Source organism: Chlamydiales bacterium (assembly GCA_031292375.1).
Taxonomy (GTDB): Bacteria; Chlamydiota; Chlamydiia; order Chlamydiales; family VFKH01; genus JARLHF01.
Window position 1 is genome coordinate 1 of the sequence record JARLHF010000009.1, and the last position, 24,349, is coordinate 24,349.

The 24,349-nt window shown below is 37.3% G+C and carries 24 protein-coding genes; 20 read left to right on the forward strand and 4 right to left on the reverse strand.

Annotation, left to right across the window (positions count from 1 at the left end):
• The first annotated feature begins 521 nt into the window (after positions 1–521).
• The 3 genes from P4L16_01665 to P4L16_01675 all read left to right on the forward strand — a co-directional run bounded on the left by P4L16_01665 (position 522) and on the right by P4L16_01675 (position 1,343).
• Complete coding sequence (locus P4L16_01665; protein MDR3623827.1) at positions 522–782, forward strand: hypothetical protein; 261 nt, start codon at positions 522–524, stop codon at positions 780–782.
• 78 nt (positions 783–860) lie between these two features.
• A complete protein-coding gene (locus P4L16_01670) occupies positions 861–1,061 on the forward strand; it encodes a hypothetical protein (GenBank protein ID MDR3623828.1) in 201 nt (66 codons plus the stop codon).
• 24 nt (positions 1,062–1,085) lie between these two features.
• On the forward strand, positions 1,086–1,343 hold the full coding sequence (locus P4L16_01675; GenBank protein ID MDR3623829.1) for a hypothetical protein: 258 nt from the start codon (positions 1,086–1,088) through the stop codon (positions 1,341–1,343).
• A gap of 5 nt (positions 1,344–1,348) precedes the next feature.
• On the opposite strand, the gene P4L16_01680 is transcribed toward P4L16_01675, so the two are convergent.
• Entirely contained in the window at positions 1,349–2,272 is a 924-nt protein-coding gene (locus tag P4L16_01680; GenBank protein MDR3623830.1) for a DMT family transporter, read from the reverse strand.
• Between the two features lie 74 nt (positions 2,273–2,346).
• Positions 2,347–3,741 (reverse strand): protein kinase, encoded by a 1,395-nt coding sequence (locus P4L16_01685; protein ID MDR3623831.1) that lies wholly within the window; start codon positions 3,739–3,741, stop codon positions 2,347–2,349.
• 181 nt (positions 3,742–3,922) lie between these two features.
• Here P4L16_01685 and P4L16_01690 point away from each other — a divergent pair, with 181 nt between their 5' ends.
• The 10 genes from P4L16_01690 (at position 3,923) to P4L16_01735 (ending at position 14,024) form a co-directional block, all read left to right on the forward strand.
• Complete coding sequence (locus tag P4L16_01690; protein ID MDR3623832.1) at positions 3,923–4,915, forward strand: SDR family oxidoreductase; 993 nt, start codon at positions 3,923–3,925, stop codon at positions 4,913–4,915.
• Between the two features lie 11 nt (positions 4,916–4,926).
• A complete protein-coding gene (locus P4L16_01695) occupies positions 4,927–5,937 on the forward strand; it encodes an SDR family oxidoreductase (GenBank protein MDR3623833.1) in 1,011 nt (336 codons plus the stop codon).
• Complete coding sequence (locus P4L16_01700; GenBank protein MDR3623834.1) at positions 5,928–6,536, forward strand: SIS domain-containing protein; 609 nt, start codon at positions 5,928–5,930, stop codon at positions 6,534–6,536. Before P4L16_01695 ends, P4L16_01700 begins: the two co-directional genes overlap by 10 nt.
• Positions 6,526–8,052 (forward strand): PfkB family carbohydrate kinase, encoded by a 1,527-nt coding sequence (locus P4L16_01705; GenBank protein MDR3623835.1) that lies wholly within the window; start codon positions 6,526–6,528, stop codon positions 8,050–8,052. Before P4L16_01700 ends, P4L16_01705 begins: the two co-directional genes overlap by 11 nt.
• Complete coding sequence (locus P4L16_01710) at positions 8,049–9,035, forward strand: thiamine pyrophosphate-dependent dehydrogenase E1 component subunit alpha (GenBank protein MDR3623836.1); 987 nt, start codon at positions 8,049–8,051, stop codon at positions 9,033–9,035. The genes P4L16_01705 and P4L16_01710 overlap by 4 nt, the downstream gene beginning before the upstream one ends.
• A complete protein-coding gene (locus P4L16_01715; GenBank protein MDR3623837.1) occupies positions 9,032–10,105 on the forward strand; it encodes an alpha-ketoacid dehydrogenase subunit beta in 1,074 nt (357 codons plus the stop codon). Before P4L16_01710 ends, P4L16_01715 begins: the two co-directional genes overlap by 4 nt.
• Positions 10,106–10,221: 116 nt before the next feature.
• Positions 10,222–10,539, forward strand: coding sequence for a DUF2442 domain-containing protein (locus P4L16_01720; protein ID MDR3623838.1), 318 nt, complete (start codon positions 10,222–10,224; stop codon positions 10,537–10,539).
• A gap of 4 nt (positions 10,540–10,543) precedes the next feature.
• Positions 10,544–11,533, forward strand: a complete 990-nt coding sequence (locus tag P4L16_01725) for a GDP-mannose 4,6-dehydratase (GenBank protein MDR3623839.1) — start codon at positions 10,544–10,546, stop codon at positions 11,531–11,533.
• Between the two features lie 6 nt (positions 11,534–11,539).
• The gene (locus P4L16_01730) at positions 11,540–12,199 is read left to right on the forward strand and encodes a methyltransferase domain-containing protein (protein ID MDR3623840.1); all 660 of its coding nucleotides are present in this window, start codon (positions 11,540–11,542) and stop codon (positions 12,197–12,199) included.
• A 31-nt stretch (positions 12,200–12,230) separates the two neighbouring features.
• Positions 12,231–14,024, forward strand: coding sequence for a thiamine pyrophosphate-binding protein (locus P4L16_01735; GenBank protein MDR3623841.1), 1,794 nt, complete (start codon positions 12,231–12,233; stop codon positions 14,022–14,024).
• 8 nt (positions 14,025–14,032) lie between these two features.
• Here the strand turns inward: P4L16_01735 and P4L16_01740 are convergent, their stop codons facing one another.
• Positions 14,033–14,890 carry an FkbM family methyltransferase gene (locus tag P4L16_01740; protein ID MDR3623842.1) on the reverse strand — a complete coding sequence of 286 codons (858 nt, stop codon included), beginning with the start codon at positions 14,888–14,890 and terminating at the stop codon, positions 14,033–14,035.
• A 197-nt stretch (positions 14,891–15,087) separates the two neighbouring features.
• Between P4L16_01740 and P4L16_01745 the strand changes: the two genes are divergently transcribed.
• The gene (locus tag P4L16_01745; GenBank protein MDR3623843.1) at positions 15,088–15,930 is read left to right on the forward strand and encodes an SDR family NAD(P)-dependent oxidoreductase; all 843 of its coding nucleotides are present in this window, start codon (positions 15,088–15,090) and stop codon (positions 15,928–15,930) included.
• Here P4L16_01745 and P4L16_01750 read toward each other — a convergent pair whose 3' ends face one another.
• Positions 15,931–16,587: a VTT domain-containing protein gene (locus P4L16_01750; protein MDR3623844.1), complete on the reverse strand. Its 657-nt coding sequence runs from the start codon at positions 16,585–16,587 to the stop codon at positions 15,931–15,933. It abuts the gene before it with no gap.
• Between the two features lie 132 nt (positions 16,588–16,719).
• Between P4L16_01750 and P4L16_01755 the strand changes: the two genes are divergently transcribed.
• From P4L16_01755 to P4L16_01780, 6 genes are all read left to right on the forward strand, one after another.
• Positions 16,720–17,556 (forward strand): SDR family NAD(P)-dependent oxidoreductase, encoded by an 837-nt coding sequence (locus tag P4L16_01755; protein MDR3623845.1) that lies wholly within the window; start codon positions 16,720–16,722, stop codon positions 17,554–17,556.
• A 3-nt stretch (positions 17,557–17,559) separates the two neighbouring features.
• On the forward strand, positions 17,560–19,461 hold the full coding sequence (locus tag P4L16_01760; protein MDR3623846.1) for an ABC transporter ATP-binding protein: 1,902 nt from the start codon (positions 17,560–17,562) through the stop codon (positions 19,459–19,461).
• A gap of 63 nt (positions 19,462–19,524) precedes the next feature.
• Positions 19,525–20,781, forward strand: a complete 1,257-nt coding sequence (locus tag P4L16_01765) for a TIGR04372 family glycosyltransferase (protein ID MDR3623847.1) — start codon at positions 19,525–19,527, stop codon at positions 20,779–20,781.
• Entirely contained in the window at positions 20,782–22,215 is a 1,434-nt protein-coding gene (locus P4L16_01770; protein MDR3623848.1) for a TIGR04372 family glycosyltransferase, read from the forward strand. It abuts the gene before it with no gap.
• Positions 22,216–22,228: 13 nt separating this feature from the next.
• A complete protein-coding gene (locus tag P4L16_01775; GenBank protein ID MDR3623849.1) occupies positions 22,229–23,035 on the forward strand; it encodes a phytanoyl-CoA dioxygenase family protein in 807 nt (268 codons plus the stop codon).
• Between the two features lie 2 nt (positions 23,036–23,037).
• Positions 23,038–24,348 (forward strand): putative sugar O-methyltransferase, encoded by a 1,311-nt coding sequence (locus tag P4L16_01780; GenBank protein MDR3623850.1) that lies wholly within the window; start codon positions 23,038–23,040, stop codon positions 24,346–24,348.
• Position 24,349 lies beyond the last annotated feature (1 nt).

The following is a 24,349-nucleotide window of genomic DNA, read 5'->3' on the forward strand; positions in this document are numbered from 1 at the left end:
ATCCTATTCATTCTGTTCAACTTCTTACATACTTGCGCTTAACAAGACATGAACTAGGTTTACTCATTAATTTTGGCAATAAACAAGTAAAAAACGGTGTAGAACGCATCATAAATGATAAATTATAAGTCTCCGTGTCTCCGCGTCTCCGTGTTTTAATTATTCAAGTTATTGATTAGCAGATAGTTGAAAATCGAGCTGGCGTTATTTTACACAGGGCAAATGCCTATAAATCAGGCCTTCAGCCTGCAAATCATATCCTGGTATTACCAGGGCATTCGCCCTAGGATAGTGCCTTTAGATTGCAGGCTGAAGACCTCTCGTTATAAAAGCCTAGGGCATTCGCCTTAGGTAATGATTGCCATGTGTAGTTTTTAGGGCGGACGCCCTGCGTTATAAAATCTTAGGGCATCGCCGTAGGAAAAGCTAATTTATTATAATAAACATAATTTGACAAATTAGAGATTTGTTAATACAATACAGTTTTATAGACAGGGAATAATTCCCAAGAGGAGGTCTGTATGAAAAAGATAAATAAAACAAAAGATATATCAAAAATTCCTAAAGCTGCACCTGCAAAATATGAAGATAAAAAATACCTAAAAGGAAAATCTCTTAAAAAAACTAGAGGTGGCCAAGGTGGTATAATTAATAATTACTCAGGGGCTTCAATAGGCGGTGCTTCTTCTGGCAAAGAGACAATTATTATGTCATCAAATAATAATGATGACAATTACAATACTGGAGGAGTCGTTGGGCGTGGACGTATTAGCGACCTATAAGGCATTATGTCTATTATTTAAAGCGGGAGGATTTTTCCCGCTTTATTTATAAATAATATTTATTAATTAGAGGCAGATATGAAACATAAAACAAACAAGTCTTATGAATTAAAAAAAGGCTCGCCCAAGAATTTAAAGAAAAAAAATCTGAAAAAGACCACAGGAGGATTTACTGTAGGTGGTTCTAGTGGCGGCAATGAAACAATTAATATGAATTCAGATAATGAAGATTTTAATAATATGAGTGATGTAACTATTAATTTTGGTAATCCATTTTAAAAAACGCGAGTTTTGGGAGGCATTGTGAAAAAATCAGGAAAAATTAAGCATGAGAGAAAAAGTACTCCTAAAAAAAATAAAAAAACTCCTTTGAAGCGAAAAAATCTTAAAAAGGCCTCAGGAGGTAGTTTACTTACAGACGTGGAGGGCTTATTTGATATAGGAGAGGGAGTAAGCACAATTGCAAGTGGTGGTAGTTTAGGTAGCACAAGTAGTACTACAACTAATACCAAGTCTTTTACTAACGATTTTGATAATATTAATGCCACCCTTAATTTTTAAAGGTTTTATTGAGATGGAACGGGCTGTGGTTTTTTTATCATGTTTTTGAGCTCTTCTCTATAGAAAATCATGAGAGCTATACTGATGGTCCCAAGAGAGACCCAATAGTGCCAAGTAATGCTTTCATCCCTAAAGAACCAACCAAAGAAAGTCCCAAAAAGAGGGCATAAGAAGCCTGCAAAAGTTACAAAAGTAATAGAGTACTTTTTCAAAAGAGTACCATACATATTGTAAAATACAACATTAGATAAGAAGATAAGGATAAGCACATATTTTAAAAAAGGTAGAAACTCGGTAACCGGAATACCAGATGACCAATCTTCTGTACCAAGCGATGTGCAAAAAGCGCCAATTCCGCCCACTAGCATTGCAAGTCCATTAATTAAAATAAGAGAATAGCCCTTATTCATTAACTTCTTAATGTCAAACCATGCATAGGATGCAGAGGCTACTGCTACAAGCAGCACAATTTCTGGTATGGAGATGTTGAAAAAGTCTGTTGTAACAAGCAAGCCTGAATTTTGTGAGAAGAGGATGGGACAAAGTCCAAGCACACCAAGGGTCATTCCGATAACTTTTTTTGAAGTAAGGCGCTCTTTTAAGAGAAAAAATGAGAGTATTGCTGCAATAAATGGAGTTAGTGAGTAAATCAAATTCGTTTTTGAAGAGGAGACATATTGCAGAGCCCAAAATTCTGCAATAAAGGCAATGTATACGTGAAAAAAAGCAACTCTTAAAAAGAGAAAAATATCTTCTTTTTTTATTTTAAAAACTTTACGTCTGAAGAGAAACAGGTAACTTAAAAGAAGTATTCCTGCAAGGGTCATTCGAAATCCAATTAAAAAGATAGGGGATGCATAGTCGAGAGCAAATTTTGCAAAAACAAATGTGGAGGCAAGAAGCGCATAAAGAAGAATAATTAGGTACATAAAGCAAGTAGACTCCTCTATAAAATAAATATTTGCACGAGTCTATCATAAAATGAGTATATACACAAACAAGTTTAAGGATTTTGCTTGAGTTGTTTGATCTTTGCTTCAAGGTGTGTTTGATATTTTTCAAGAGCTTCTTTTGCAGAGAGCCGCTTTGCAGGATCTTGTCGCAATAGGTCATATTGAAGGTATGATAAGGGGTTATTTTCTATACTTCCCTCCAGGTATGATATAGTTTCGGGAATAGGTAGATCTTCTTTAAGCTTATACGGATGTTTTCTAGTTTCCATAAAGCGGATGATCCCGCCAAGTGCCCAAGCATCGAGTTTAGAAGTTGTTGCTTGTCGTATTTGTTCATTTTCATTCTCGAGAGATTCGAAAACTTTATCACGGAGTACAGAGTACTCGGGTGCAAAATAAGCACGAGTGCCGGCAATCCATAGGGGGTCAGTGCTCTTTTCTTCCACTGCTAAGCCAAAATCTGCAATGAATGCATGTACAGTGCCATCGCGCTCTGTTGATAAAAAAATATTAGCAGGTTTTAAATCGCGATGGATTACGCCTTTTTCCTCCATGAGAGCTGCTCCCTTAAGAAGGTCTAGTGTAATTTGGAGTTGTTGCAACTTAGAGAGATTTTGATAGGAGGCTTTTAGATCACTCTCATATAGCGGTTGTATGAAGAACTTTTTTCGAGTTTTGCCATCGACAGTAATGATTTCGGAAAGTTCTGCAATACCTGCGCCTTTGCATTTTTCGAGAAATACAACTTCTTTATCTAGCTCTTTCTCATCTACCTCTTTCATCATTCGTGCAACGGCATAAAAATCACCTGTATCAGCATTAACGGCTCTTCTAACTGTTTTAAAACTTCCTTCTCCTATAATGTCGTCTCCAAGTCGCCTTTTATTGAGATGGACGATGATTTGACCCTTAGGAGTTATTTGTAGAGCTCGAGGTATTTCTTTAGAGGCTCTTATGTATATCGTTTTTCCACTTGTTGTAGCTTGCTTGACAAGGTCATTTTTGTGTTTTATGATATAGGTAGAAATTTTTAGTACTTCGTTTGGAGATAGGCCAAGATTTTGTATGGCTTTAGCATGCTTGGCAACAGCTTGAGCTTCTTTGGTAAACAAAGTTTCAAGAGTGCCTGCTTTTGCAGCTTCAAATATAGAGTCTTTCGTGAGACCCAAACGCTTGGCCATACTCCTGATATTTACTTCAACGTGTTTGTTTCCTATGAGTGCAGGAACAAATCTTCTAAATATTGAGCGAGTTTCTTGCTTTCTGAGTTTATTAAGTTCTTTAGTATAGCTCTTTTCAGTAAGAGTTCTATAGGCAATTTGTGCTACGCTCCCTTCTGTTTCTGAAAGAACAATGCGCGGTTTAAATTTTCCTTTAGTCTCAGGAAGTGCTAGCTTATCGAATTGAAATTTTGAGCCTTCTCCAAGATCGCTTATATCAGACATTTTCTTACCTGTTGCTTTGATTGATATATATAATTATAATATTTAATATTCAATAAAAGAGTACTGCCAATGAAACAACCTCATTTTCAACACTTTCTACCGGAATAGATTTTCTTGTTGTTTTTTATTTTTTACTGCTTTACAAACTAGCCTTTTATGTGCTTGTTTTTAGGTGAAAAGAATGAAAGTATTAGTTGCAGGTGGTGCAGGTTATGTTGGCTCAAGACTTGTTCCTGAGTTGTTGAATAAGGGTTATGAGGTTACTGTTTTTGATTTGTATCTTTATGGAGATGATGTTTTTTCACATCTCAAAAATAATGTGAAATTAAAAGAGATAAAAGCTGATATTCGTGATCTTCAAAGAGTTGAAAAAGCACTTATCGGACAAGACGCCGTAATTCATTTGGCATGCATTTCTAATGATCCAAGTTTTGAACTTAATCCAGAGCTTGGAAAATCGATTAATTTAGATGCGTTTGAGCCTTTTGTTCAGCTTGCAAAGAAGGCGGGTGTCAGACGCTTTGTTTATGCCTCATCCTCCTCTGTATATGGTGTTAAGGCTGAATCAAATGTTACAGAAGAGATGTCTTTAGAGCCCCTTACGGATTATTCTAAGTTTAAAGCGGATTGTGAAGAGATCTTGTTAAAGTACAAAGATCCAAGCTTTATATGTACTGTATTGCGTCCTGCAACGGTATGTGGATATGCACCTCGTCAAAGGCTTGATCTTGTTGTCAATATTTTGGTTAATCTGGCTTATAATACGGGCAGAGTAAAAGTGCTCGGCGGCGCTCAAATGAGACCTAATATCCATGTAGAAGATATGGTAAGGGCTTATATTCATGTTTTAGAGATGCCTGAAGAGAAAGTGCAAGGTGAAATATTTAATGTAGGCTATCACAACCATACTGTAATGAATCTTGGAAAGATGGCGGCCGAAATAGTTGGTAAGAAAAGAAGCGTAGAGCTTGTTGTTGAGTCAACAAATGATAATCGTTCTTACCATGTTTCATCAGATAAAATTGCAAAAAAACTTGGGTTTATGCCTAAATATACGATAGAAGATGCGATGAGTAGTTTAGTAGATGCTTTTGAAAAGGGACATCTACCTAATTCTTTGGATGATGCGCGCTATTATAATATTAAAGTGATGAAGGCTGTCAATCTGCAGTAAGAGGAGTATTTATGAGAGCGTTAGTTACGGGAGGCGCTGGGTTTATTGGTAGCCATTTGGTAGAGCGCCTCTTGCAAGAGGGGCATGAAGTTATTGTTCTTGACAACCTTGCAGGTGGTCATTTAAAAAATTTAAGATCTGTGCAGAACCATCCAGCTTTTTCTTTTGAAAAGGTCGATATTCGAAATATTCAAGAGATTGAACCCTTTTTTAATGCAGTAGACTGGGTCTTTCATTTAGCTGCGATGGCAGATATCGTGCCATCAATTGAAAAACCAGATCTTTATTATGAAGTCAATGTGAATGGTACTTTTAATGTATTAGAATGTGCAAAGCGTGCAAAAGTAAAACGCTTTGTCTATGTAGCTTCTTCTTCTTGTTATGGCATAGCAAAAGAATACCCAACGCAAGAGAGCGCAACAATTTCTCCAGAATACCCTTATGCTTTGACGAAGAATTTGGGAGAGCAGCTTGTAATGCATTGGGAAAAGTTATATCATCTACCTGCTGTATCCCTTCGTTTTTTTAATGTATATGGACCAAGATCTAGAACAACGGGTGCTTATGGCGCTGTATTTGGTGTCTTTTTGGCACAAAAATTAAATAATAGGCCTTATACAGTTGTAGGAGATGGTAAGCAGACAAGAGACTTTACCTATGTAACAGATGTTGTGGATGCTGTATATAAAGCTGCATGTTCTGAGCTTAGTGGTAAAATCTTTAATGTGGGAAGCTCTGGACATTATAGTGTGAACCGTTTGGTGGAGCTTTTGGGTGGCGATGTTGTTTATATCCCCAAACGTCCAGGAGAGCCAGATTGTACCTTTGCAGATGTTTCTAAAATCCAGGCAGAGCTTGGCTGGAAAGCTTCCATCTCTTTTGAAGAAGGAATTAAAAAGATGTTAGAGCATATAGATGAATTTCGTGATGCTCCTCTTTGGGATCCAGAGAGCATTAAAGTAGCAACAGCTTCTTGGTTTCGCTATTTGGATCCAAAAAAGGATGAGTGCATATGTTCGTAAAAAGGTTGGAAGAGCTTGTTCAATTGGTTAAAGAGTGTGTGTACACAACGCATGAAGGCGTAATAGAAGAAGAGAGTGCTCTTCAGCTTGCTCATAGCTTGCTACATGATACAGAAGAGGCAAAGGGTATTGTGTATGTTATTGGTAATGGGGGAAGTGCAGGTATTGCTTCTCACTTTTGTACAGACCTTTTAAAAGCTTTAGGAATACCTGCCAGTACACTCGTAGATTCGAATTTATTGACATGTATCGGAAATGATCTTGGATATGAAAATGTGTTTAGTAAGCCTCTTCAAACATTGATGCACTCACAAGACCTTCTTGTTGCTATCAGTAGCTCTGGTAAGTCACCAAATATTATCAATGCAGCAGATGTTGCAAGAGAAAAGGGTGCTAAAGTAATTACGTTGAGTGGTTTTGCAAATAATAATCCTCTGAGAACTAAGGGAGATCTCAACTTTTGGCTAAAAGCCTCTGATTATGGTCTTGTGGAAACAGGGCATTTTTCGCTATTACACACAATTGTTGATAGTTGGAAGGATCGTAAAATGGCTAGTTATAAATCACTTTTACAATCGATGATGACACATGCACACTAAAATTAAGACATTTCAAGAAATTCAAAATATTTTACGCGATGATAAGCAAAATGGATTCTCTGTTGTTCAGTGTCATGGTGTTTTTGATTTACTTCATCCAGGACACATTAGGCACCTTGCAGAGGCTAAAAAGCAAGGAGATAAGCTTATCGTAACACTTACTCCTGATCGCTTTGTGAACAAAGGGCCAGGACGCCCTGCTTTTAATGAACAATTGCGCTGTGAAACGCTTGCGGCAATTGTTGCAGTTGACTATGTTGTTCTTAACGAGACTGCAGATGCGGTTTCATGTATTCAAAAAATTAAGCCAGATGTCTATGTGAAGGGCGTAGAGTATGTAGATCACGCAGCAGATGTAACGGGAAAAATTTCTGAAGAAGTAAGCGCCGTTAATTCTGTGGGTGGAAAAGTTCACTATACAGATGATATCGTATTTAGTTCTTCTTCTCTTATCAATCGCTACATCGATCCAGTAGCTCCTGTGGTGACGGAGTTTTTAGAGAAAATTAAAAAAGAGTACCGAATAGAGGATGTCATCCGAGCAATTGATGGGCTTTCTACTTTAAAAGTTTTGGTTGTAGGTGATGCGATCATTGATGAATATCAATATGTATCTCCTCTTGGCCAATCGGGTAAAGGACTTCACATGGCTGCTCGTTGTTTAGAAAAAGAGGTGTTTCTTGGTGGATCTCTAATTGTCGCAAATCACGTGGCAGGTTTTGCTGGTCAAGTTGATCTAATCACATCTGTTGGCAGGGAGTGTCCTCATCTGCAGTTTATTCATCAAGCATTAGATCCAAAAGTAGGTAAGCAGTTTACCTATATTGATAAAGCAACAACACTTACAAAGAAGCGTTATGTTTTAAAAGATGGTAAGACACTTTCGAAACTTTTTGAAACATACTCTACAAATGAGTCTCTTCTTACAAGTGAGCAGACAGAAGAAATTGTTGCTGATTTGCGCGTGCATGCAAAGGAGTATGATGTTGTTATCGCTTGCGACTTTGGCAATGGTTTTACTAATCCAAAAATTGTGGAAGCACTCTCTTTGGCACCTACTTTTCTAGCGGTGAACACGCAGACTAATAGTGGCAATAGGGGCTTTAATGTAGTGACTCACTATAAGAGAGCAGATTTTATTTCACTCAATGAACCAGAGCTTCGCTTAGCAGCGCATGACAGACATAATCCTTTAGAAGATGTTGTAGAAAAAGTTGCACATAAATTAAACTGTCCCTCTGTTGCAATAACAAGAGGTGTAGAGGGAGTTGAATGTTATGCTCGAGAGACTTCTTCTTTTACAATACCAGCGCTTACCACAAATGTAATTGACCGTATAGGAGCAGGAGACAGCTTTTTAGCTATAGCGTCTTTGGGCCTTGCAAAAGGGTATTCTTTTCCTCTCTCTGGTTTTTTAGGTTCTGTGGCAGCAGCTATGGATGTGCAAATTGTTGGTAATAGAGAATCTGTACAGAAAGCTCCTTTTTGTAAATATGTGACAAGGCTTTTAAAATGATGGAAGATGTAAAAGAAGATATAGCCTTGCAATTATTTTATAAGACTTTGCGTATACGGATGGTAGAAGAGGCTATTGCAGAAAAATATTCAGAGCAACAGATGCGCTGCCCTGTCCACTTAAGCATTGGACAAGAGGCTATTGCTGTTGGAGTGTGTGCGCATTTAACGGCTCGAGATTATTTAATCAGTAATCACAGAGCTCATGCTCACTATCTTGCAAAAGGTGGCAATTTAAAGCGTATGATAGCAGAAATTTATGGAAAAGAGACAGGCTGCTCTTCTGGAAGGGGAGGCTCTATGCATCTTGTGGATTTAGATGTGGGTATGCTTGGATCAACTCCCATTGTTGGTGGTAGCATTCCTGTTGCAGTAGGTGCTGCCTTTGGATCCGTTTTAAAGGGTGAAAATCGTGTTACCGTACTTTTTATAGGTGAGGGTGCAACAGAAGAGGGTGTTTTTTCTGAAGCGCTCAATTTTGCAGCCTTGAAGAAGCTACCTGTGCTTTTTGTTTGTGAAAACAATTTTTATTCTGTTTATTCGCCCTTATCTGTACGGCAACCAGAAGAGAGAGATCGCGTGGCTATTGCAAAAGCTCATGGCTTTTTTACAAAAGAAGGAGATGGCAATCGCGTTGAAGAGGTTCATCAACTCTCTGGTTTGGCAATTCAACACATAAGAGAGGGCAAGGGGCCTGCGTATGTTGAATTTACAACATACAGATTTAGAGAGCATTGTGGGCCTAATTTTGATAATAATATAGGGTACCGAGAAGAGTCGGAATATTTAGATTGGAAAAAATCATGCCCTGTGGATGCATTTTTAGCCTATTTGCTGGAAAAAAAGCTTGTGTCAGATCTTTCTATTGAAGAGGCAAGAAAAGAAATCGCATTAGAAATTGAAGAAGCTTTTGATTTTGCCAAAAGTAGTCCTTTTCCTGTTTATGATCCCAATGTTGATACCACTTATGTAAGGGCACTATGAGTCGTCACATCAAATTTCACGAAGCAATCTTAGAAGCAACAGATCAAGTGATGGAATTGGATCCTAGAGTATACATTATGGGTCTTGGTGTTCCAGATCCTAAAGGTACCTTCGGAACAACGCTTGGATTGCAAAAAAAGTATGGTGAAAACCGAGTAATGGATATGCCAACTTCTGAGAATGCCATGACGGGTATTGCTATTGGCTCTGCAATTGTTGGTATGCGACCTATCATGACACATCAAAGGGTGGATTTTTTTTTACTCGCTCTTGATCAACTGATTAATAACGCTGCTAAGTGGCACTATATGTTTGGCGGTAAAATGCAAGTGCCTCTTGTGATTCGTCTGATTATTGGTAGGGGCTGGGGGCAAGGGCCACAACATTCACAAACCTTGCACAATATTTTTGCACATATACCAGGTTTAAAAGTTGTAATGCCATCTACGCCCTTTGATGCAAAAGGATTGCTTGTGGCATCTGTTGAGGATAATAATCCTGTTGTATTTATTGAGCATCGTTGGTTGCATGGGATCTTTGGAGAGGTGCCTGAAAAGTTATATGAGGTGCCTTTAGGCAAAGCCAAAGTGATCAAAGAAGGCACTGATGTTACATTAGTTGCATGTTCTCAGATGACACTTGAGGCCTGGAAAGCTGCAAATGCTTTAGAAAAAGAGGGTATTTCTGCAGAAGTTGTGGACCTTCGCACAATTAAGCCGCTAGATAAAGAAACCGTTCTTGACTCCGTTAGAAAGACAGGAAGGCTTGTTGTATGTGACCCTGATTGGAAGACTTGCGGGCTTGCAGCCGAAGTGATTGCGTTTGTTACGGAAGAGGCTTTTGGGGACTTAAAATCTCCTCCTGTTCGCATCACTTATCCAGATTCCTTGAGTCCGACGAGTTGGATGCTTGCAAATCACTATTACCCAACCTCTAAAGATATTGAGATCAAAGTGCTGGAAATAATGCATAAGAGTCCACAAGCAAAATTATTATTACAAGAGTTGTTACAAGATTTAAGTCAAAAGCCACATGATGTGCCAGACAATGCATTTACAGGGCCATTTTAGCCTGAGAGGAAACTAATGCCAGAAATCAGTCGTTTTTTAGGAATAGTTATTAAGATGTTTTTTGATGATCATAATACACCTCATTAATTTAAAAAAATTAAGGGTCTTGTGTGGTTATGAGAGTAAAAAAAGTCGAGTATGTTGATGGATATAGATTGAAACTACAGTTTAGCGATAAAAAAGTAAAAATTATTGATTTTGCAGATAAATTACAGAACACTAAAGGTATTTTTAAAGAATTAAAGGACTTTGAATTTTTTAAACAGGTATCTTTAGATGACTGTCTATTGAGTATTTGCTGGCCAAATGGTGCAGATATATGTCCAGATGTTTTGTACAGTATGGGTGAGGATGTTAAAGAGGTAAAGAAATTTATATCGAAACAAAAAATGGTAGAGCATAATCGTAGAAGGATCAAGAAGGGATTGCTATAGTAGTATGGAAAAAGTATTAGTCATTGGAAGTAACTCCTTTTCTGGGAGTGATTTTATCGACCTTCTTCTTGAAGAGGGAAATTATCAAGTGCTTGGAGTTAGCAGATCACCAGAAAAGCCTGCTCTCTTTCTTCCTTATAAGCAAAGAGATTGTTCTAACTTTCGCTTTCGGCAAATCGATCTGAATACAGACTTTGCAGAATTGAAAGATTTGCTTGAGAGCTTTAAGCCCGATTATGTTGTGAATTTTGCAGCCCAAAGTGAAGTGGCTCCCAGTTGGCAAAACCCAGACCATTGGTTTCAAACGAATGCGGTTGCACTCACTCGCCTTGCAAACATGCTCAAAGACCAGCCCTACTTAAAACGTTACGTGCACATTTCATCTCCTGAAGTATATGGAACTTGTGTGGGGAACATTAAAGAGGATGCTCCTTTAAATCCAAGCACCCCTTATGCAGCATCGAAAGCTGCAGGGGATTTATCACTCTTTACGTTCGCCAAGAATTTTCATTTTCCTCTTGTAATGGTGCGAGCAACAAACGTTTATGGGGCAGGACAACAGCTTTTTAAAATTATTCCTCGTTCTATCATTTACTTAAAAACGGGTAAGAAGATAGAGCTGCACGGAGGCGGTGTTGCTGTTAAGTCTTATATTCATATCCGTGATGTCTCTAAGGGAGAGCTTATGGCTATGAAGCAGGGAAAAATTGGAGAGATCTACCATTTTTCTCCAGATCAAGGTGTTGCTGTAAAAGATGTAGTCGATATGATTTGCCATAAAATGCAGATACCTTTTGATAAGGCAACCATTGCGGTTGAGGAGCGTCTTGGACAAGATAAGGCGTATACAATTGATTCGCAAAAGGCAAGGCAAGAGTTTGGATGGTCACCTAAGATCACGCTCGAGCAAGGCATTCAAGATACGGTGTCCTGGGTGTCTAAAAATTTAGAAACTATTGAAAAAGAACCACTACAATACATTCATAAGGCTTAAAACAGTATGGGAAATGAAGTAGATCTACTTGCAAACTATCCAAAAGCAAAGAGAAATGTTGAAGAGCGTGGCAATACAAAAACAGAAGAGGATAGATCCATTGCTCGCCAGTTTGGAAAGGAGTTTTTTGATGGAGATAGAAAGACAGGTTATGGTGGTTTTAACTATCAGCCGCGTTTTTGGCAGCCGGTGGTTCCAACTTTTTTAGAGTATTATCATTTAAAGCCAAAAGATAGGGTTTTGGATGTTGGTTGCGCAAAAGGCTTTATGCTTTATGATATGATGCAAATGGTTCCAGGTCTTGAAATTCAAGGTGTTGATGTCTCTTCTTACGCTATTGAAAATGCTATTGAAGAGGTAAAGTCTTTTGTACAGGTTGCAGACGCTAGAAAATTGCCCTTTCCAGATAACTCTTTTGATCTTGTGATTTCCATTAACACGGTGCACAATCTTGAAAAAGATGATCTTGCAATGGCTTTACAAGAGATTGAAAGAGTGAGTCGTGGCAAGAGTTTTATAACCGTGGATGCTTATCGTGATGAGCGTGAAAAAGAGCTAATGTATGCTTGGAATTTGACAGCGAAGACCATTATGCATGTAGATGAATGGAAGGCTTTTTTCAAACAGGTAGGTTACACAGGTGACTTTTATTGGTTTATACCTTAGTAACTCAGGTTAGTACACAGGATTTATATTTATGAAATTAGCTGATTATGTTGTAGATTTTTTTGTAAAACAGGGGATTAGTCATAACTTTTTAGTCTCTGGTGGTGCAGTTATTCATCTTGTAGACTCCACTGCAAAGCATGATCAAATCATGCCTGTGTGTGTGCAACATGAAGAACATGGTGCTGCTGCTGCTGATATGTATGCGCGTGTTACAGGAAATTTGGGTCTTACAATGACGACAAGTGGCCCTGGAGCTACAAATATTGTAACTAGCGTATGCAATGCCTATACAGATTCTATACCTATGGTTTGTATTACAGGGCAAGTTTCAACATTTCGAATTAAAAAAAGTGAGAAGCTTCGCCAACGTGGGTTTCAAGAAACAGATGTTGTATCGATTTTTTCAAGTATTACAAAATACGCCAAATTGATAAGAGATCCTTTAACGATCCGCTATGAGCTTGAAAAAGCTGTTTATATAGCAAAAGAGGGACGTCCAGGTCCTGTTCTGTTAGATATTCCAGATGATCTTCAAAGAGTGGATATCGATCCAGATAACTTAGTGTCTTATATGCCCTCTAGTGAACTTCCAGTTGTTTCAAATGATATTGTCAGACAGCTTTTTCAGATGATAGCAGATTCTAAACGTCCTGTTTTTGTTATAGGAGCAGGAGTGCATTGCGCCAAAGTGGAAGAGGCTGTAACTGTTTTTTTAAGGCATTTTAAAGTACCTGTTCTTTTGACGTGGGGTGCTTTTGATCTACTTGCCTTTGATGATGAGCTCAATATGGGAGGAGTTGGTGTTTGTGGGCCAAGAGCTGGTAATTTTGCTGTACAAAATGCGGACCTTGTTGTAGCTATGGGCACGCGTCTTTCTCCAATGATAACAGGGGGCAAGCAAAATTTATTTGCACCTGGTGCAAAAAAAATAATGATTGATGTCGATGAGGAAGAGCTCAAGAAGTTTGATAAAGACACATTTGTTTTAGATTTGCAAATTCATTCAGACCTTGGCAAGTTTTTTAAAGTATGTGAAAGTTTTTATATAGAGAATATTGAAGATAGGTTTTCTTCTTGGAGGAAGCTTATCCATGAGTGGATGCGAGAGTACCCTGTTTGCAATCTTGATGATTATCACCGTAAAGACCGCGTGAACCCTTATGTTTTTATTAAGGAGATGTCTGGTTTGGCAAAAGAGGGTGATATTATTATTGCTGATACAGGAGCAAATGTCAGTTGGACGCTGCAGGCGTTTGAAACTAAAAAAAGGCAAAGAATATTTTCTGCTTGGAACCATACTCCAATGGGGTATTCTCTTCCAGCAAGTGTAGGTGCTGCTTTTGCTACGAAGGAAGATGTCATTTGTATTATTGGCGATGGCGGACTCATGATGTGTTTGCAAGAGCTTGCAACGGCTCGTAGACATAATTTGCCCATTAAAATTTTCATATTCGATAATAAGGGACATGGTATTCAAAAGCAGACAATTGATACATGGCTCAATTCTCATTATGTTGCTGTTGACGAAGCTTCTGGCCTTTATTTTCCGGATTATCATAAATTGGCAGAAAGTTTTCATATTCCCTATTTTTGTATTAGGAATCACAGTGATTTGCTGTCTAATTTTAATGCCATTTGGAACACTCCAGGACTTTTTATTTGTAACGTTGAGATGATTGAAAATCAAAAAATCGTTCCCATGCTCAAGTTTGGAGCAGGTCTTGAAGACTTAGATCCAAAGCTTCCCAAAGAGGAGCTTGCAAAGATTATGTCTCAATGCATGCACTTAGCACAGTGTGAAGTAGATTTGTACACATCGTAAATGATGCGCTATTCCCAAGGCATCTCTTTTTTAGAAGAAATGAACAGAGAGCCTTCTCGGTAAGATATAGGCATATCGCTGGATTTTTTGACCTTTTCCCAGCCAAGTTTTTGTGCAAACATGTTGATCTGTAGTTTGCTTAAGTGAGCATAAATTTTTTCGGCGTTTTCTTCAGTACCTATTTCTACAAAAGCATCTGTATTTTTCCAGTCATCTTTTGTTGTAGCCATAATAATCTGATCCTCATGACTCTCTACATCCATTTTAATTAGATCTGCTGAAGAAATAAGTTTTTTAATATCAAATACAGGTACTGTAAAGCGTTCAAGATCGCCATAGGGCTGTTTAGATCCTGCTAAATGGCTTGAAGTTGTATTGCCAATTACTCGAACAAATTCAGCAGTTCCATCTTTTATTGAGACAGCTGCTTGGTGTAGTACAATATTGTTTATATCATTGAGAGCAAGCATCTCTTGTAACTTAGCAAAGTGTTTGGGATCTGGCTCGAACGATTCTACGCTATAGCCGCACTTTGAGAGTAATATGGAGTGTAGCCCTATGTTTGCACCGATATCTAAAGCTTTTTTATAGCGGTGGCGGTTAATCCAGTAAAAACTAAAGATCACGAGTTCATCAAGTCCAAATAGATCAAGTGTATTGACAGCTCCCATACTGAAGAAAGGCAAACTTAGGTTTCCAAATGGCTCAAAAGGCTTTTTTTCGCTAGAATTATCATGAAATACTTGTTCAACTGCAGGCTTTGTAATCTTTTCTAGTAGTTGATAGGGTTTGGTTGTTCTTGCATGAAAAGCTTTAATAGAGGGAAGGGTTTGCAGGATATCAGAGAGGATAGATGTTGTTGTCATAAAATGCCTTTTTACAGGGAAGATTTAGTTGTACGTAAGAAGTCTATTGGGAAAATGTTGTCAGACTAGTTGATTTAGCTCAAGTAACTTTTTCTAATGGATATAAAAATAAGTGAATAGTAACCTGAGTTTTGGGTTTAAATTATACGCAAACCAATTCTTGAACTTGTTTGTGTATATATAAATTAAGGAAAAACATGTCGTCAAAGCAAATAAATGCAATTATTATTTCAGCCTCTAGTGATATTGGAGCTGAAATGTGTAAGGAGTGGTATGAAAAGGGGTGGAAAGTATGCGGAACTTATCGTACCAAGACGCATTTGTTAGAAGATCTTGAACAAAGGCATGCAATAGATTTAGTTGCTTGTGATTTATCGTCCAAAGCTTCATTAATTGATGCAAGCTCAAAGTTGATAGAGCACTGTCCTTCTTGGGACGTTCTTGTGTTTGCGACTGGTAATTTAGAGCCAGTGGGTTTGTTTGAGTCTCTTGATTTTGATGAATGGGAAAAGGGCATACAAGTTAATTTGCTTGCTCAGTTGCATATGCTTCATAGACTCTTGCCCTACAGAAATAAAAATACAGAATTGCCACAGCCCTCTGTTTTGTTTTTTGCAGGAGGAGGAACCAATGGTGCCGTGCTGAATTATACAAGCTATACATTATCCAAAATTGCACTTATAAAGATGTGTGAGTTATTGGATGCCGAAATGCCAGATACGCGCTTTACAATAGTGGGTCCTGGTTGGGTTAAAACAAAGATACATGAGGCAACACTACAGGCTGGCATGCTTGCTGGTAAGAATCAGCAACAAACGAAAGATAAGCTAAATAGCAAGGAGTGTACTCCCATGGAAGATGTCATCCAGTGCTGTAATTGGCTAATTACGACATCTTCTCTTGGAGTATGTGGAAGAAATTTTAGTGTCGTATATGACCTTTGGGGTACTCGCAAGCTAGAAGAAAGTTTAGAGTTGGATCCTCATTTGTACAAACTTCGAAGGTGTGGCAATTCTCTATTACAAAAAGACTCTCTTTAGTTAGTCATCTAGAGTGTTGGCTGGTTTTGTTTTATTTCGTAAGATGAATGCAATTAGGGCGTTGCGAGTTTCTTTGTCTTTTAAAGCATGGAATAATGCAGGAGACAAGGAAATAAGTATGATAGCAATAATGATAGGTAGTAGGTAATGGTCGATATTAGGTATGACTTTACCCAAATAATAGCCTGTAATAGGCAGTCCCATTGCCCAGAGTATGCCTCCAACGATATTATATATCAAAAACTTCTTGTAGGGCATTGTTCCAATGCCTGCAATGATAGGTGCAAATGTTCGAATAATGGGTACAAAGCGTGCAAGTATAATTGCCTTTCCACCATGTTTTTCGTAAAATGCTTGAGCTTTAAGTAAGTTGTTTTTATGGAAAAGAAAAGAGTCTTTTTTGCAAAAGAGTTTCTTCCCAAAACGTATGCCACACGCATATCCAACGCCATCACCTATGATCGCTGCAATAAAACAGGTTATGACTAACACAGGTAAGCTTAAAAAATCTTGCGCGGCCAAAAAGCCTGCAGTAAATAGCAAGCTATCTCCTGGTAAAAAGAAACCAATCAATAAGCCCGACTCTGCAAATATGATGAGGAATAGTCCTAGGTAACTTGTCGACTTAATCAGATCTATAAAGTAATCAGAAAACATGTTATGGTCCTTGCAGCCCTTAAGAGTATAGCGATAGGGCAAAGAATTTACAAGCAAAGTTTTAAGTAGAATTTTTTAATATGAGGGCGTATAAAAGGATGCTTCTATTTGTGTGAATAAAGAGGTGCTTGTGTGAATAAAGAAGGAGATACAACTAAAACATTAGTGGTAGGTGCTGCAAGTGGCATTGGTAGGGCAGTTGTTTCATCACTTCTTGATCAATCCAATGATTTTGTTATTGCTGCAGACTGTGATCTTATGCGTCTAAAGGAAGTAAAAACATTGTTGAAGGCTAAAAATGTAAGTAAGTTTGAAACGCTTAAATTAGATATTTCCGACCCTGTTTCCATTCAGCAGACGGTTCAGGAGATAGAAAAAGTATATGGCAAGCTGGATACTTTAATTGTAACTGCTGCTATCCACTCTGCCTGCCCTGTTGAGTATTTAACAGATTCGATGATTGATCGTGTCTTGAATGTAAACCTAGTTGGACATATTAAATTTGTAAAAAGTATGCTTCCACTCATGCAAAAAGATGCTCATATTATTGGAGTAAGTTCTATTGCAGCTGGGCTTACAGTTCCCATGGAATCTCTTTATTCGGCGTCAAAGGCAGGTCTTGAGGCGTTTTATGAGGCTTTAGCTGTGGAATTAGCTTATCGTAAAATAAAAGTTTCTATTATTCATCCAGGAAATGTTAACACAGGCTTTAATGAAAAAGGGAATGATTATCAGCCAACTGGAAACCGGGTTGTTGATGAGGGGTATAAACGAGTTGTTAAAAGCATTGATAGCTCACATGGAATGCCACCCAAAGAAGTTGCAGCTGTTATTGTTAAGGCTTTGAAATCAAGAAGACCTAAATTTTGTTATGTTGTAGGGTCAAACGCCATGAAGGCAACATTAGCAGTGCGTTTTTTAGGGCGCAATTTGGCTCTTAAGTTAATAGCTAAGTATTTCGGTTTTTAATTTATGTGCGGCATTTTGGCTCACCTTGCTTTTAAGCAAAAAAATAAGATTGCTTTTAAGCAAAAAAATAAGATTGCTTTTAAGCAAAAAAATAAGAATGGTTATGTGCTATGGGAGATGTTTTTTGCAGGAGGCAAAAAGAATTTCCTACTGTTGTTGGGGGTTATCCTGACAAATTTTTTATCTGCATTTCTAGAGGGGATATCTTTTGCTTTAATGTTGATAGCTCTTGCAGTGCTTGGTGGAAGCCCTTTAAATTTAAAGATTTATCCATTTCTGTCTAATTCTTTTTTTGAACAATTTATTCAAAGTATGTCGTCTCAGGGGTTATTTACTTTGTTTATTGTTCTTGCAGTAGTTATGCAGGCATTACGTAGTGGTTTTGCTGCTTGGGGACAAGTGTATACAACATTCTTAAGTACATCTATTGAAAGTGAAGCACAGCACAGAATTTATCATCAAATTTTAAGACTTAGTTTTCCCTGTATTAGCACATACAAGGTGGGTGACCTTGTAGAATATGCTAATACACCCTCTAGAATTGTGAGTGTGATGAGCTCATTTAACCAGTTTCTGGTTTCTTTATTGACTATTATAGCACTTGTTTTTGTGATGTCTATGATTTCGCTATCTTTAACGATTGTTGTGCTCACTTTATTTATTATTTTGGGGGTAGTGCAGAAGCGAATAGTGAAAAAAATTACTGTAGCTTCAAGAAAATTAACTGAGCATCTTGTTGAATTTAGCAAGCATACAATACAAAGTTTAAATGGGATAAGAACGATTTTTACATTTAATCGCCAAAGGAATGTAGAAGATAAAATACACAATACTATTTTGGAAATGGTGGGTGCTAATAGAAAATTGAATTTATTAAATTCATCTATTATGCCCCTTAACGAACTTATTGGTATTAGTCTTGTGGGTACATGTCTTATTATTGGCCCGTTTTTACTAGATGGAGAGCCTTCTTTTGTGCTTCCTCTTTTACTTACATTTATTACAGTAACTTATAGGCTTGCATCAAGGATGCAAGCCCTAATGGTGGGTTTTGGTGCAATAGCCTTTCAGATGGGAGGCATTTTGCGTCTGCAAGAGATTTTAAGTGATGATGACAAAGAGTTTGCGCCTATTCAGGGAGATCCATTCCCAGGGTTATTTCAAATGATTGAATTTAGACATATATCTCTTAATTATTCAAAGCATCATGAATTTGCTGTAAGAGATCTTACATTTTCAGTTCCAAAAGGATCTGTGTTGGCGTTAGTTGGAAGTTCGGGTGCTGGTAAATCATCCATAGTTGATTTGTTGTTAAGGCTTTACGAGCCAACTTCAGGGGAAATTTTTATAGATGGAAGAGATTTAACGCAGTACAGTATAGGAAGCTGGAGAGATGCCTTGGGCGTTGTAAGTCAAGATACATTCATTTTTAATGAATCGATTGAAGAGAATATTTGTTTTGGTTGCCAGGATGTTTCTGAAGAGCAAATAGTAAATGCTGCAAAGATGGCAGGTGCTCATGAGTTTATTTCAAGGCTATCCTCTGGTTATCATACTGTTGTAGGCGAAAGAGGGTATAGACTTTCTGGTGGAGAAAGACAACGTATTGCACTTGCAAGAGCTTTTTTACGAAGGCCAGAAGTTTTAGTGTTAGATGAGGCTACAAGTAACCTTGATAGCCATTCAGAAAGCTTGATTCAAGAAGCAGTAGAAAAATCTCGTGAGGATAGAACTATAATTGTGGTGGCTCACAGGCTTTCTACTATTGTGAAAGCAGATCAAATTTTGGTGTTGGATAAAGGATTTATTGTAGAGCAAGGCACACACATGAGCCTGCTTCAGAAAAATGGAAAGTATGCTTATCTCTGGAAGATGCAGTCACATCCTAGTGACAATAGGCATTAGGCGGTTATTATTTTGGAGAGTTTATTAGAGCAATTACAAAAAATAAAGTTTTCCAAAGAGGGAATGGCTAAATTATGGACTGGAGTAATAAAAAGAATACAATTTGCTTATGAAGGAAGAGTGGCTCCTGTAGTTGCTAGATATATTTTTATACTTTATTGGCCTCTTTACAAATTATGTAAATATTTAGACGTTTGTTTTGTTGTTAACATTGAAAGTGGAGCAGGTCATACTTCATTAGAACTAGATAATTTCTTTTTAATGCGGTACTTAAAAGAAATCGATGAAAATAAACGTTATGTGTGGATAAAATCGAATGATCCTTTGATAAGAACTTGTATGCAGTTGTACCATCATAAGTTTACTTTGGCACTGAGTAGCACGTGGGTATATGATCTTATATTGCCGATGCTTATGCGCTACAGAGAAATAACTATAGATGTTGGTTTATCACGTTTGAAATATCAATTGAGAGAGGATTTAAAATTTTTTCTGCAAAAGCGTTGTACGCATTTATACGAAATATCTAAAGCAGAATGGCTTCTTATCCAGAGAGATAATTACAAAAGACAACAGGCAAGTCTTGGTTATTATCCATTAAGAGAGCATAGAAATGCAAATGCTGATGAGTTACTTAAGTTTTTAGGAAAAAAAGGGAGTTTACTTGCTCTTATCCATATTAAAGATGTTCTTAGAAATTCAATAGCAGAGCCTTTAGATTGCAAAACGTATATGGAATCTTTGGTATACCTACAAGGATTGGGTTATCAATTGGTCTTAGTAGGTAGGGAAAAAATGCCAGAGGCGTTTTTGCAGTTTAACATATTGAATTATGCTGAATCAAATATTGCCTCTTTTAAAAATGATCTTCTTCTTTTTGGTATGGCAAATATTGCGATAGTTTGTGCGTCGGGTGTTGTGAATCTTGCTGATCGACAAAATACCCCATCTTTGTACTTAAATTTTTGGCATATAGGCACGCCAACGTGTGCACAGAATAGTGTGTGCGTGCCTGCTTTAGTATCTAAGAAGACGGGGCAATTTTTGACATTTCAAGAGCAGCATGCACTTTATAAGTCACTTCCAGATATAGGCTCAGAAACCTTTCCTTATCGAGATTATGTGGCTAGAAATGCATCTTCTGATGAAGTTTTGGCTGGTCTTAAAGAAGTAATTGAGTTAAAAGATAGGACTGTTTCTCAGACGGCATTACAGAAAGGAATGAAGGCATTGGACTATGATGCACCTATTTCCTATGCGATGTCTCGATATAGCGAGTATTTTTTAAATAAGCATAGACATCTATTCCAAGAGGATTAAATGGTAGCAAAGAATCCGACAGCATTTAAGCAAATGTCGTTTAAAGATATTGCTAAAAAAAGTGTAAAGTTTGTTCTTAGAAGGCCTGCACGGTTGTTTCGCTATTTTTATAGAGTCGTAAATTTTTTTATATTTCCATGGATTTATCGATATTATTCTTCTAGGTTGGAAAAAATTCCAGAAACATCTCAGGTCTTTCTTGCAACAAGACAAGATTTTGGTTGTCTCATGACTTTAATTCACTATGTCTACTGTTGGCATAACTACCGAAAGGTTAATACTTGCCTGTTTGTTTTGACAACAGAGTTTGATAGGGTTTTACAGCTTGTTGCGAACATGACTCCAGAGACTACCATTATCTGTTTTAATCGCACTTTTTTAAAGTTGCTGGTTTTTCTTTTTGGCACATCAAATGTTCAGATGAGGACTTTGAATAGAGTATACGCTCAGTTATGTGCAGAAAGACCAAATGCGCTTTATATTTTTGAGAGATCAATGCGCGAATACCTAGTATTCCCAGCTACTAATTACATCAAATTTTTTGATGAAGATTTAAAAAAAGTTGAAGAAATAGGAAGAAAGTTTACAGATGCGTATTTGAAAGCAAGAAAGTTTCTTGATTATCGCATTGATCGTTATGCTGATTTCTTGAATTTATACTATCAAGGTCCCTTAGATAAACCGCATCTTAGGGCAGATTGTAATTTTGAATTGTTGCAGAAAAATTTATGTATTTCTGTTCCTTATGTAGTTTTAAACATAAGTCGTAATAACTATTTTGATAACATTTGCAAGAGTGTTCTTACAAATAAAGGAACGTGTTATCCAGAAAGATATAATACCGTAATTGATTATCTTATTGAAAAAGGGTACTGGGTCGTGCTACAGGGAAGAAAAGAGCAGCCCATGTTTGAACCAAGAGATAAATTTATTGATTACTCAAAAAGTTCTTACTGCTGTGTCCAGAATGATTTTGCTCTATTTGCTAACTGCGCGTTTTTTATTAGTTCAAAGTCAGGCCCAGAAAATTTTGGTACCGTTTGTAATATCCCTATGTTGGGTTTAAACTATACAGAGCTTTGCTCAATGACGGGTAATTTAAGGCTGAGGTACTATCCAAAGTTTATCAGAGAAATTTCAACAGGACGTTTTTTATCTTGGCAAGAAATGCTAAAAAGTCCAGTCTTTTTTGACTTAGGCCATCATGCTTTTCTTGAAGATGTTGAATATGTAGAAATGCAAGAAGAGGAACTTATTGCGGCTGTTGATGAATTTTTGCCATCTGTAACTAATCCAAAACAAGATTGGTTAAAACTTACAGAAAAACAAAGAGAATTTAAGAACTTATTAAATCCTGGGCACATGGATTTGTATTACATAAAAGGATTGCCTTGTGAGTCTTATCTTACGGCAAGTCAGTTTCGGTACAGTTAAGAGGAGAAAAAGAATGGAACAAAGCGTGAGTATAAGCATTAAAGAAAATGAAGAGATGCAACGCAATGGATTTATGATCATCCCATTTCCTGATGAATTATCAACAAGTATGGTCTCTCATATAAAATCCTTTGTTCAGGGCTCTGTGCATGATAAAGAAGAGGTCATGGATCATGAGACCTCTTTAACGGATCTGGTGACGATGTTGTCGGATGAAGAATTTGTAAAGCGCTACAGTAAGCCCCAAAGAATGTTTCCAGAACAAGTTACAAAAAAAGCCATTGCCTGGGTGGAAGGTTTAGCTTCTTTTTTGGGAGGCTCTCGTGCGGGGGTGAACTTTGTATCTGAGGATGAATATACACAGAATGCTAAATTGAATAGATACTCTTATGATGTTTTTTGGAGGTGCGTGCGCCCTAGAAAGGCTGATATAGGTGCACCGCATTGTGATTATCAATTTTGGGAATTGGCAAAGGGTACTAAAGCAGAGCCCATTGTTCCTTTTGAGTATAAGGAGCGCTGGAAAATATGGGTTCCACTTCTTGGATGTAATTCTCAAAATAGCTTGCATGTTATACCAGGTAGCCATTTGGAAGATGTTCCCATTGATTACATTAGTACAAAGAATGGAATTAAGCCCGATATTCAAGAGGAGTGGTTGAAACAAAATAGTTATAAATTTGTATGCCCATTGGATAAGTTTCAAGATTGCTGCATCCTTTTTCATGATAAATTAGTTCATAAGGGAACTCCAAATCATGGTCAAGAATTACGTATTTCTGGAGAGCTAACCATACTGTTACAGCAATTAGAGGCATAATCATGATTAAGAATAATTTACTAGGTATTTTGAGTTTTTTTGTTTGGATGAGTTTTACCTTTTCTTGTCTTTCTTTTGAGCGTACCTTGACGAAAGAAGATGAAAAAACCATCATTTCTGAAGCCAATAAGCACCTTGAAGGATACTTAAGAGGCGATGTATCAAAATCCAGCAGCATTACGTGGGATGAGTTTTTGTCTAGGATGAGGAGTGATATTTTAAATTTACATTCAGTAGAAGATATTGTTGGGTACGCACAAACTAGAATAGCTTTTGATCACCGAAGAAAACCCTCAATAGAAGAAATTACGGCTTATGAAAATACTTTGATGGCAGAGTTTCCACATTTTGCGAAGAGTATTGAGCTAATGAGTGACTCGTGTTATTCATGCTCAGATTCTTTATGTTACTACAATGGACGCCCTGTTAATATTGTCTTTTACTATCACTATAGATACATCCTTCAGTGCCTAAGTTACATTAAAAATCCTAAAACAATTTGTGAAATTGGTAGCGGATATGGTGCGATAGCTCGATTATGGACACTAAATCCTATTTGCGCTTCTGATATGTATATATTGCTAGATTTTCCAGAGTGTCTGTTTTTTGCAGAAGTCTTTTTAAAGGCTAATTTTATACATGATGAAAAAGTTGTAGTTTTACATATTGATGATGTAGCCCCTGAAGAGCTAACTCATTTGAGTAAGTTATATAAAGTTATACTGTTATGCCCTGTGGGCAAGGAAAAATTATTACAATCGATTCCTATAGATTTGGTTACAAATACTGGATCTATGCAGGAGATGACTCAAGAATGGATTGATTACTGGATGCAATGGTTAGATCAATCTAAGGCCAAATACTTCTATTCCTTAAATTATTTTGGATTGGAATTTACAAGAAAACCCTCTCATTCTGCAAATACTTATGCGCCACGCCTCTCTAATCAGTGGGTCAGTTTATTAAAAACAACAAAAGTACCATTTTGCCCTCCTTTTAGTGTGGGAAGTACTTTTGCAGAGATAATAGCAGAGAGGAATCCTGACGCTTTTAGTAGAGAAGCGTTGAGAAGTAATTTTTGGGTAGCTTTGGATCAAAAATTAGATATGCAAGGATTTTTGGATTGCCTTGATATTCTGCGGCTATGCCCTGAAGAGGACCTTATATGGGCATTGGTACAGAAAATTTCTTACGACATGCGTTGTGTCCCACAAGAAACGTATTATTTAGTTGAGTGGTTAAAAAAGCATGGATCTGTTTCATTTTTAATGGATAAGAGCGATCTGTTGAATGAATATGGAAATATAGATTAAA

Coding starts and splice junctions, on each gene's coding strand:
- P4L16_01665 (MDR3623827.1), top strand. CDS start 522: ATGAAAAAGATAAATAAAACAAAAGATATATCAAAAATTCCTAAAGCT.
- P4L16_01670 (MDR3623828.1), top strand. CDS start 861: ATGAAACATAAAACAAACAAGTCTTATGAATTAAAAAAAGGCTCGCCC.
- P4L16_01680 (MDR3623830.1), bottom strand. CDS start 2,272: ATGTACCTAATTATTCTTCTTTATGCGCTTCTTGCCTCCACATTTGTT.
- P4L16_01685 (MDR3623831.1), bottom strand. CDS start 3,741: ATGTCTGATATAAGCGATCTTGGAGAAGGCTCAAAATTTCAATTCGAT.
- P4L16_01690 (MDR3623832.1), top strand. CDS start 3,923: ATGAAAGTATTAGTTGCAGGTGGTGCAGGTTATGTTGGCTCAAGACTT.
- P4L16_01695 (MDR3623833.1), top strand. CDS start 4,927: ATGAGAGCGTTAGTTACGGGAGGCGCTGGGTTTATTGGTAGCCATTTG.
- P4L16_01700 (MDR3623834.1), top strand. CDS start 5,928: ATGTTCGTAAAAAGGTTGGAAGAGCTTGTTCAATTGGTTAAAGAGTGT.
- P4L16_01705 (MDR3623835.1), top strand. CDS start 6,526: ATGCACACTAAAATTAAGACATTTCAAGAAATTCAAAATATTTTACGC.
- P4L16_01710 (MDR3623836.1), top strand. CDS start 8,049: ATGATGGAAGATGTAAAAGAAGATATAGCCTTGCAATTATTTTATAAG.
- P4L16_01715 (MDR3623837.1), top strand. CDS start 9,032: ATGAGTCGTCACATCAAATTTCACGAAGCAATCTTAGAAGCAACAGAT.
- P4L16_01720 (MDR3623838.1), top strand. CDS start 10,222: ATGAGAGTAAAAAAAGTCGAGTATGTTGATGGATATAGATTGAAACTA.
- P4L16_01725 (MDR3623839.1), top strand. CDS start 10,544: ATGGAAAAAGTATTAGTCATTGGAAGTAACTCCTTTTCTGGGAGTGAT.
- P4L16_01730 (MDR3623840.1), top strand. CDS start 11,540: ATGGGAAATGAAGTAGATCTACTTGCAAACTATCCAAAAGCAAAGAGA.
- P4L16_01735 (MDR3623841.1), top strand. CDS start 12,231: ATGAAATTAGCTGATTATGTTGTAGATTTTTTTGTAAAACAGGGGATT.
- P4L16_01740 (MDR3623842.1), bottom strand. CDS start 14,890: ATGACAACAACATCTATCCTCTCTGATATCCTGCAAACCCTTCCCTCT.
- P4L16_01745 (MDR3623843.1), top strand. CDS start 15,088: ATGTCGTCAAAGCAAATAAATGCAATTATTATTTCAGCCTCTAGTGAT.
- P4L16_01750 (MDR3623844.1), bottom strand. CDS start 16,587: ATGTTTTCTGATTACTTTATAGATCTGATTAAGTCGACAAGTTACCTA.
- P4L16_01760 (MDR3623846.1), top strand. CDS start 17,560: ATGTGCGGCATTTTGGCTCACCTTGCTTTTAAGCAAAAAAATAAGATT.
- P4L16_01765 (MDR3623847.1), top strand. CDS start 19,525: ATGGCTAAATTATGGACTGGAGTAATAAAAAGAATACAATTTGCTTAT.
- P4L16_01770 (MDR3623848.1), top strand. CDS start 20,782: ATGGTAGCAAAGAATCCGACAGCATTTAAGCAAATGTCGTTTAAAGAT.
- P4L16_01775 (MDR3623849.1), top strand. CDS start 22,229: ATGGAACAAAGCGTGAGTATAAGCATTAAAGAAAATGAAGAGATGCAA.
- P4L16_01780 (MDR3623850.1), top strand. CDS start 23,038: ATGATTAAGAATAATTTACTAGGTATTTTGAGTTTTTTTGTTTGGATG.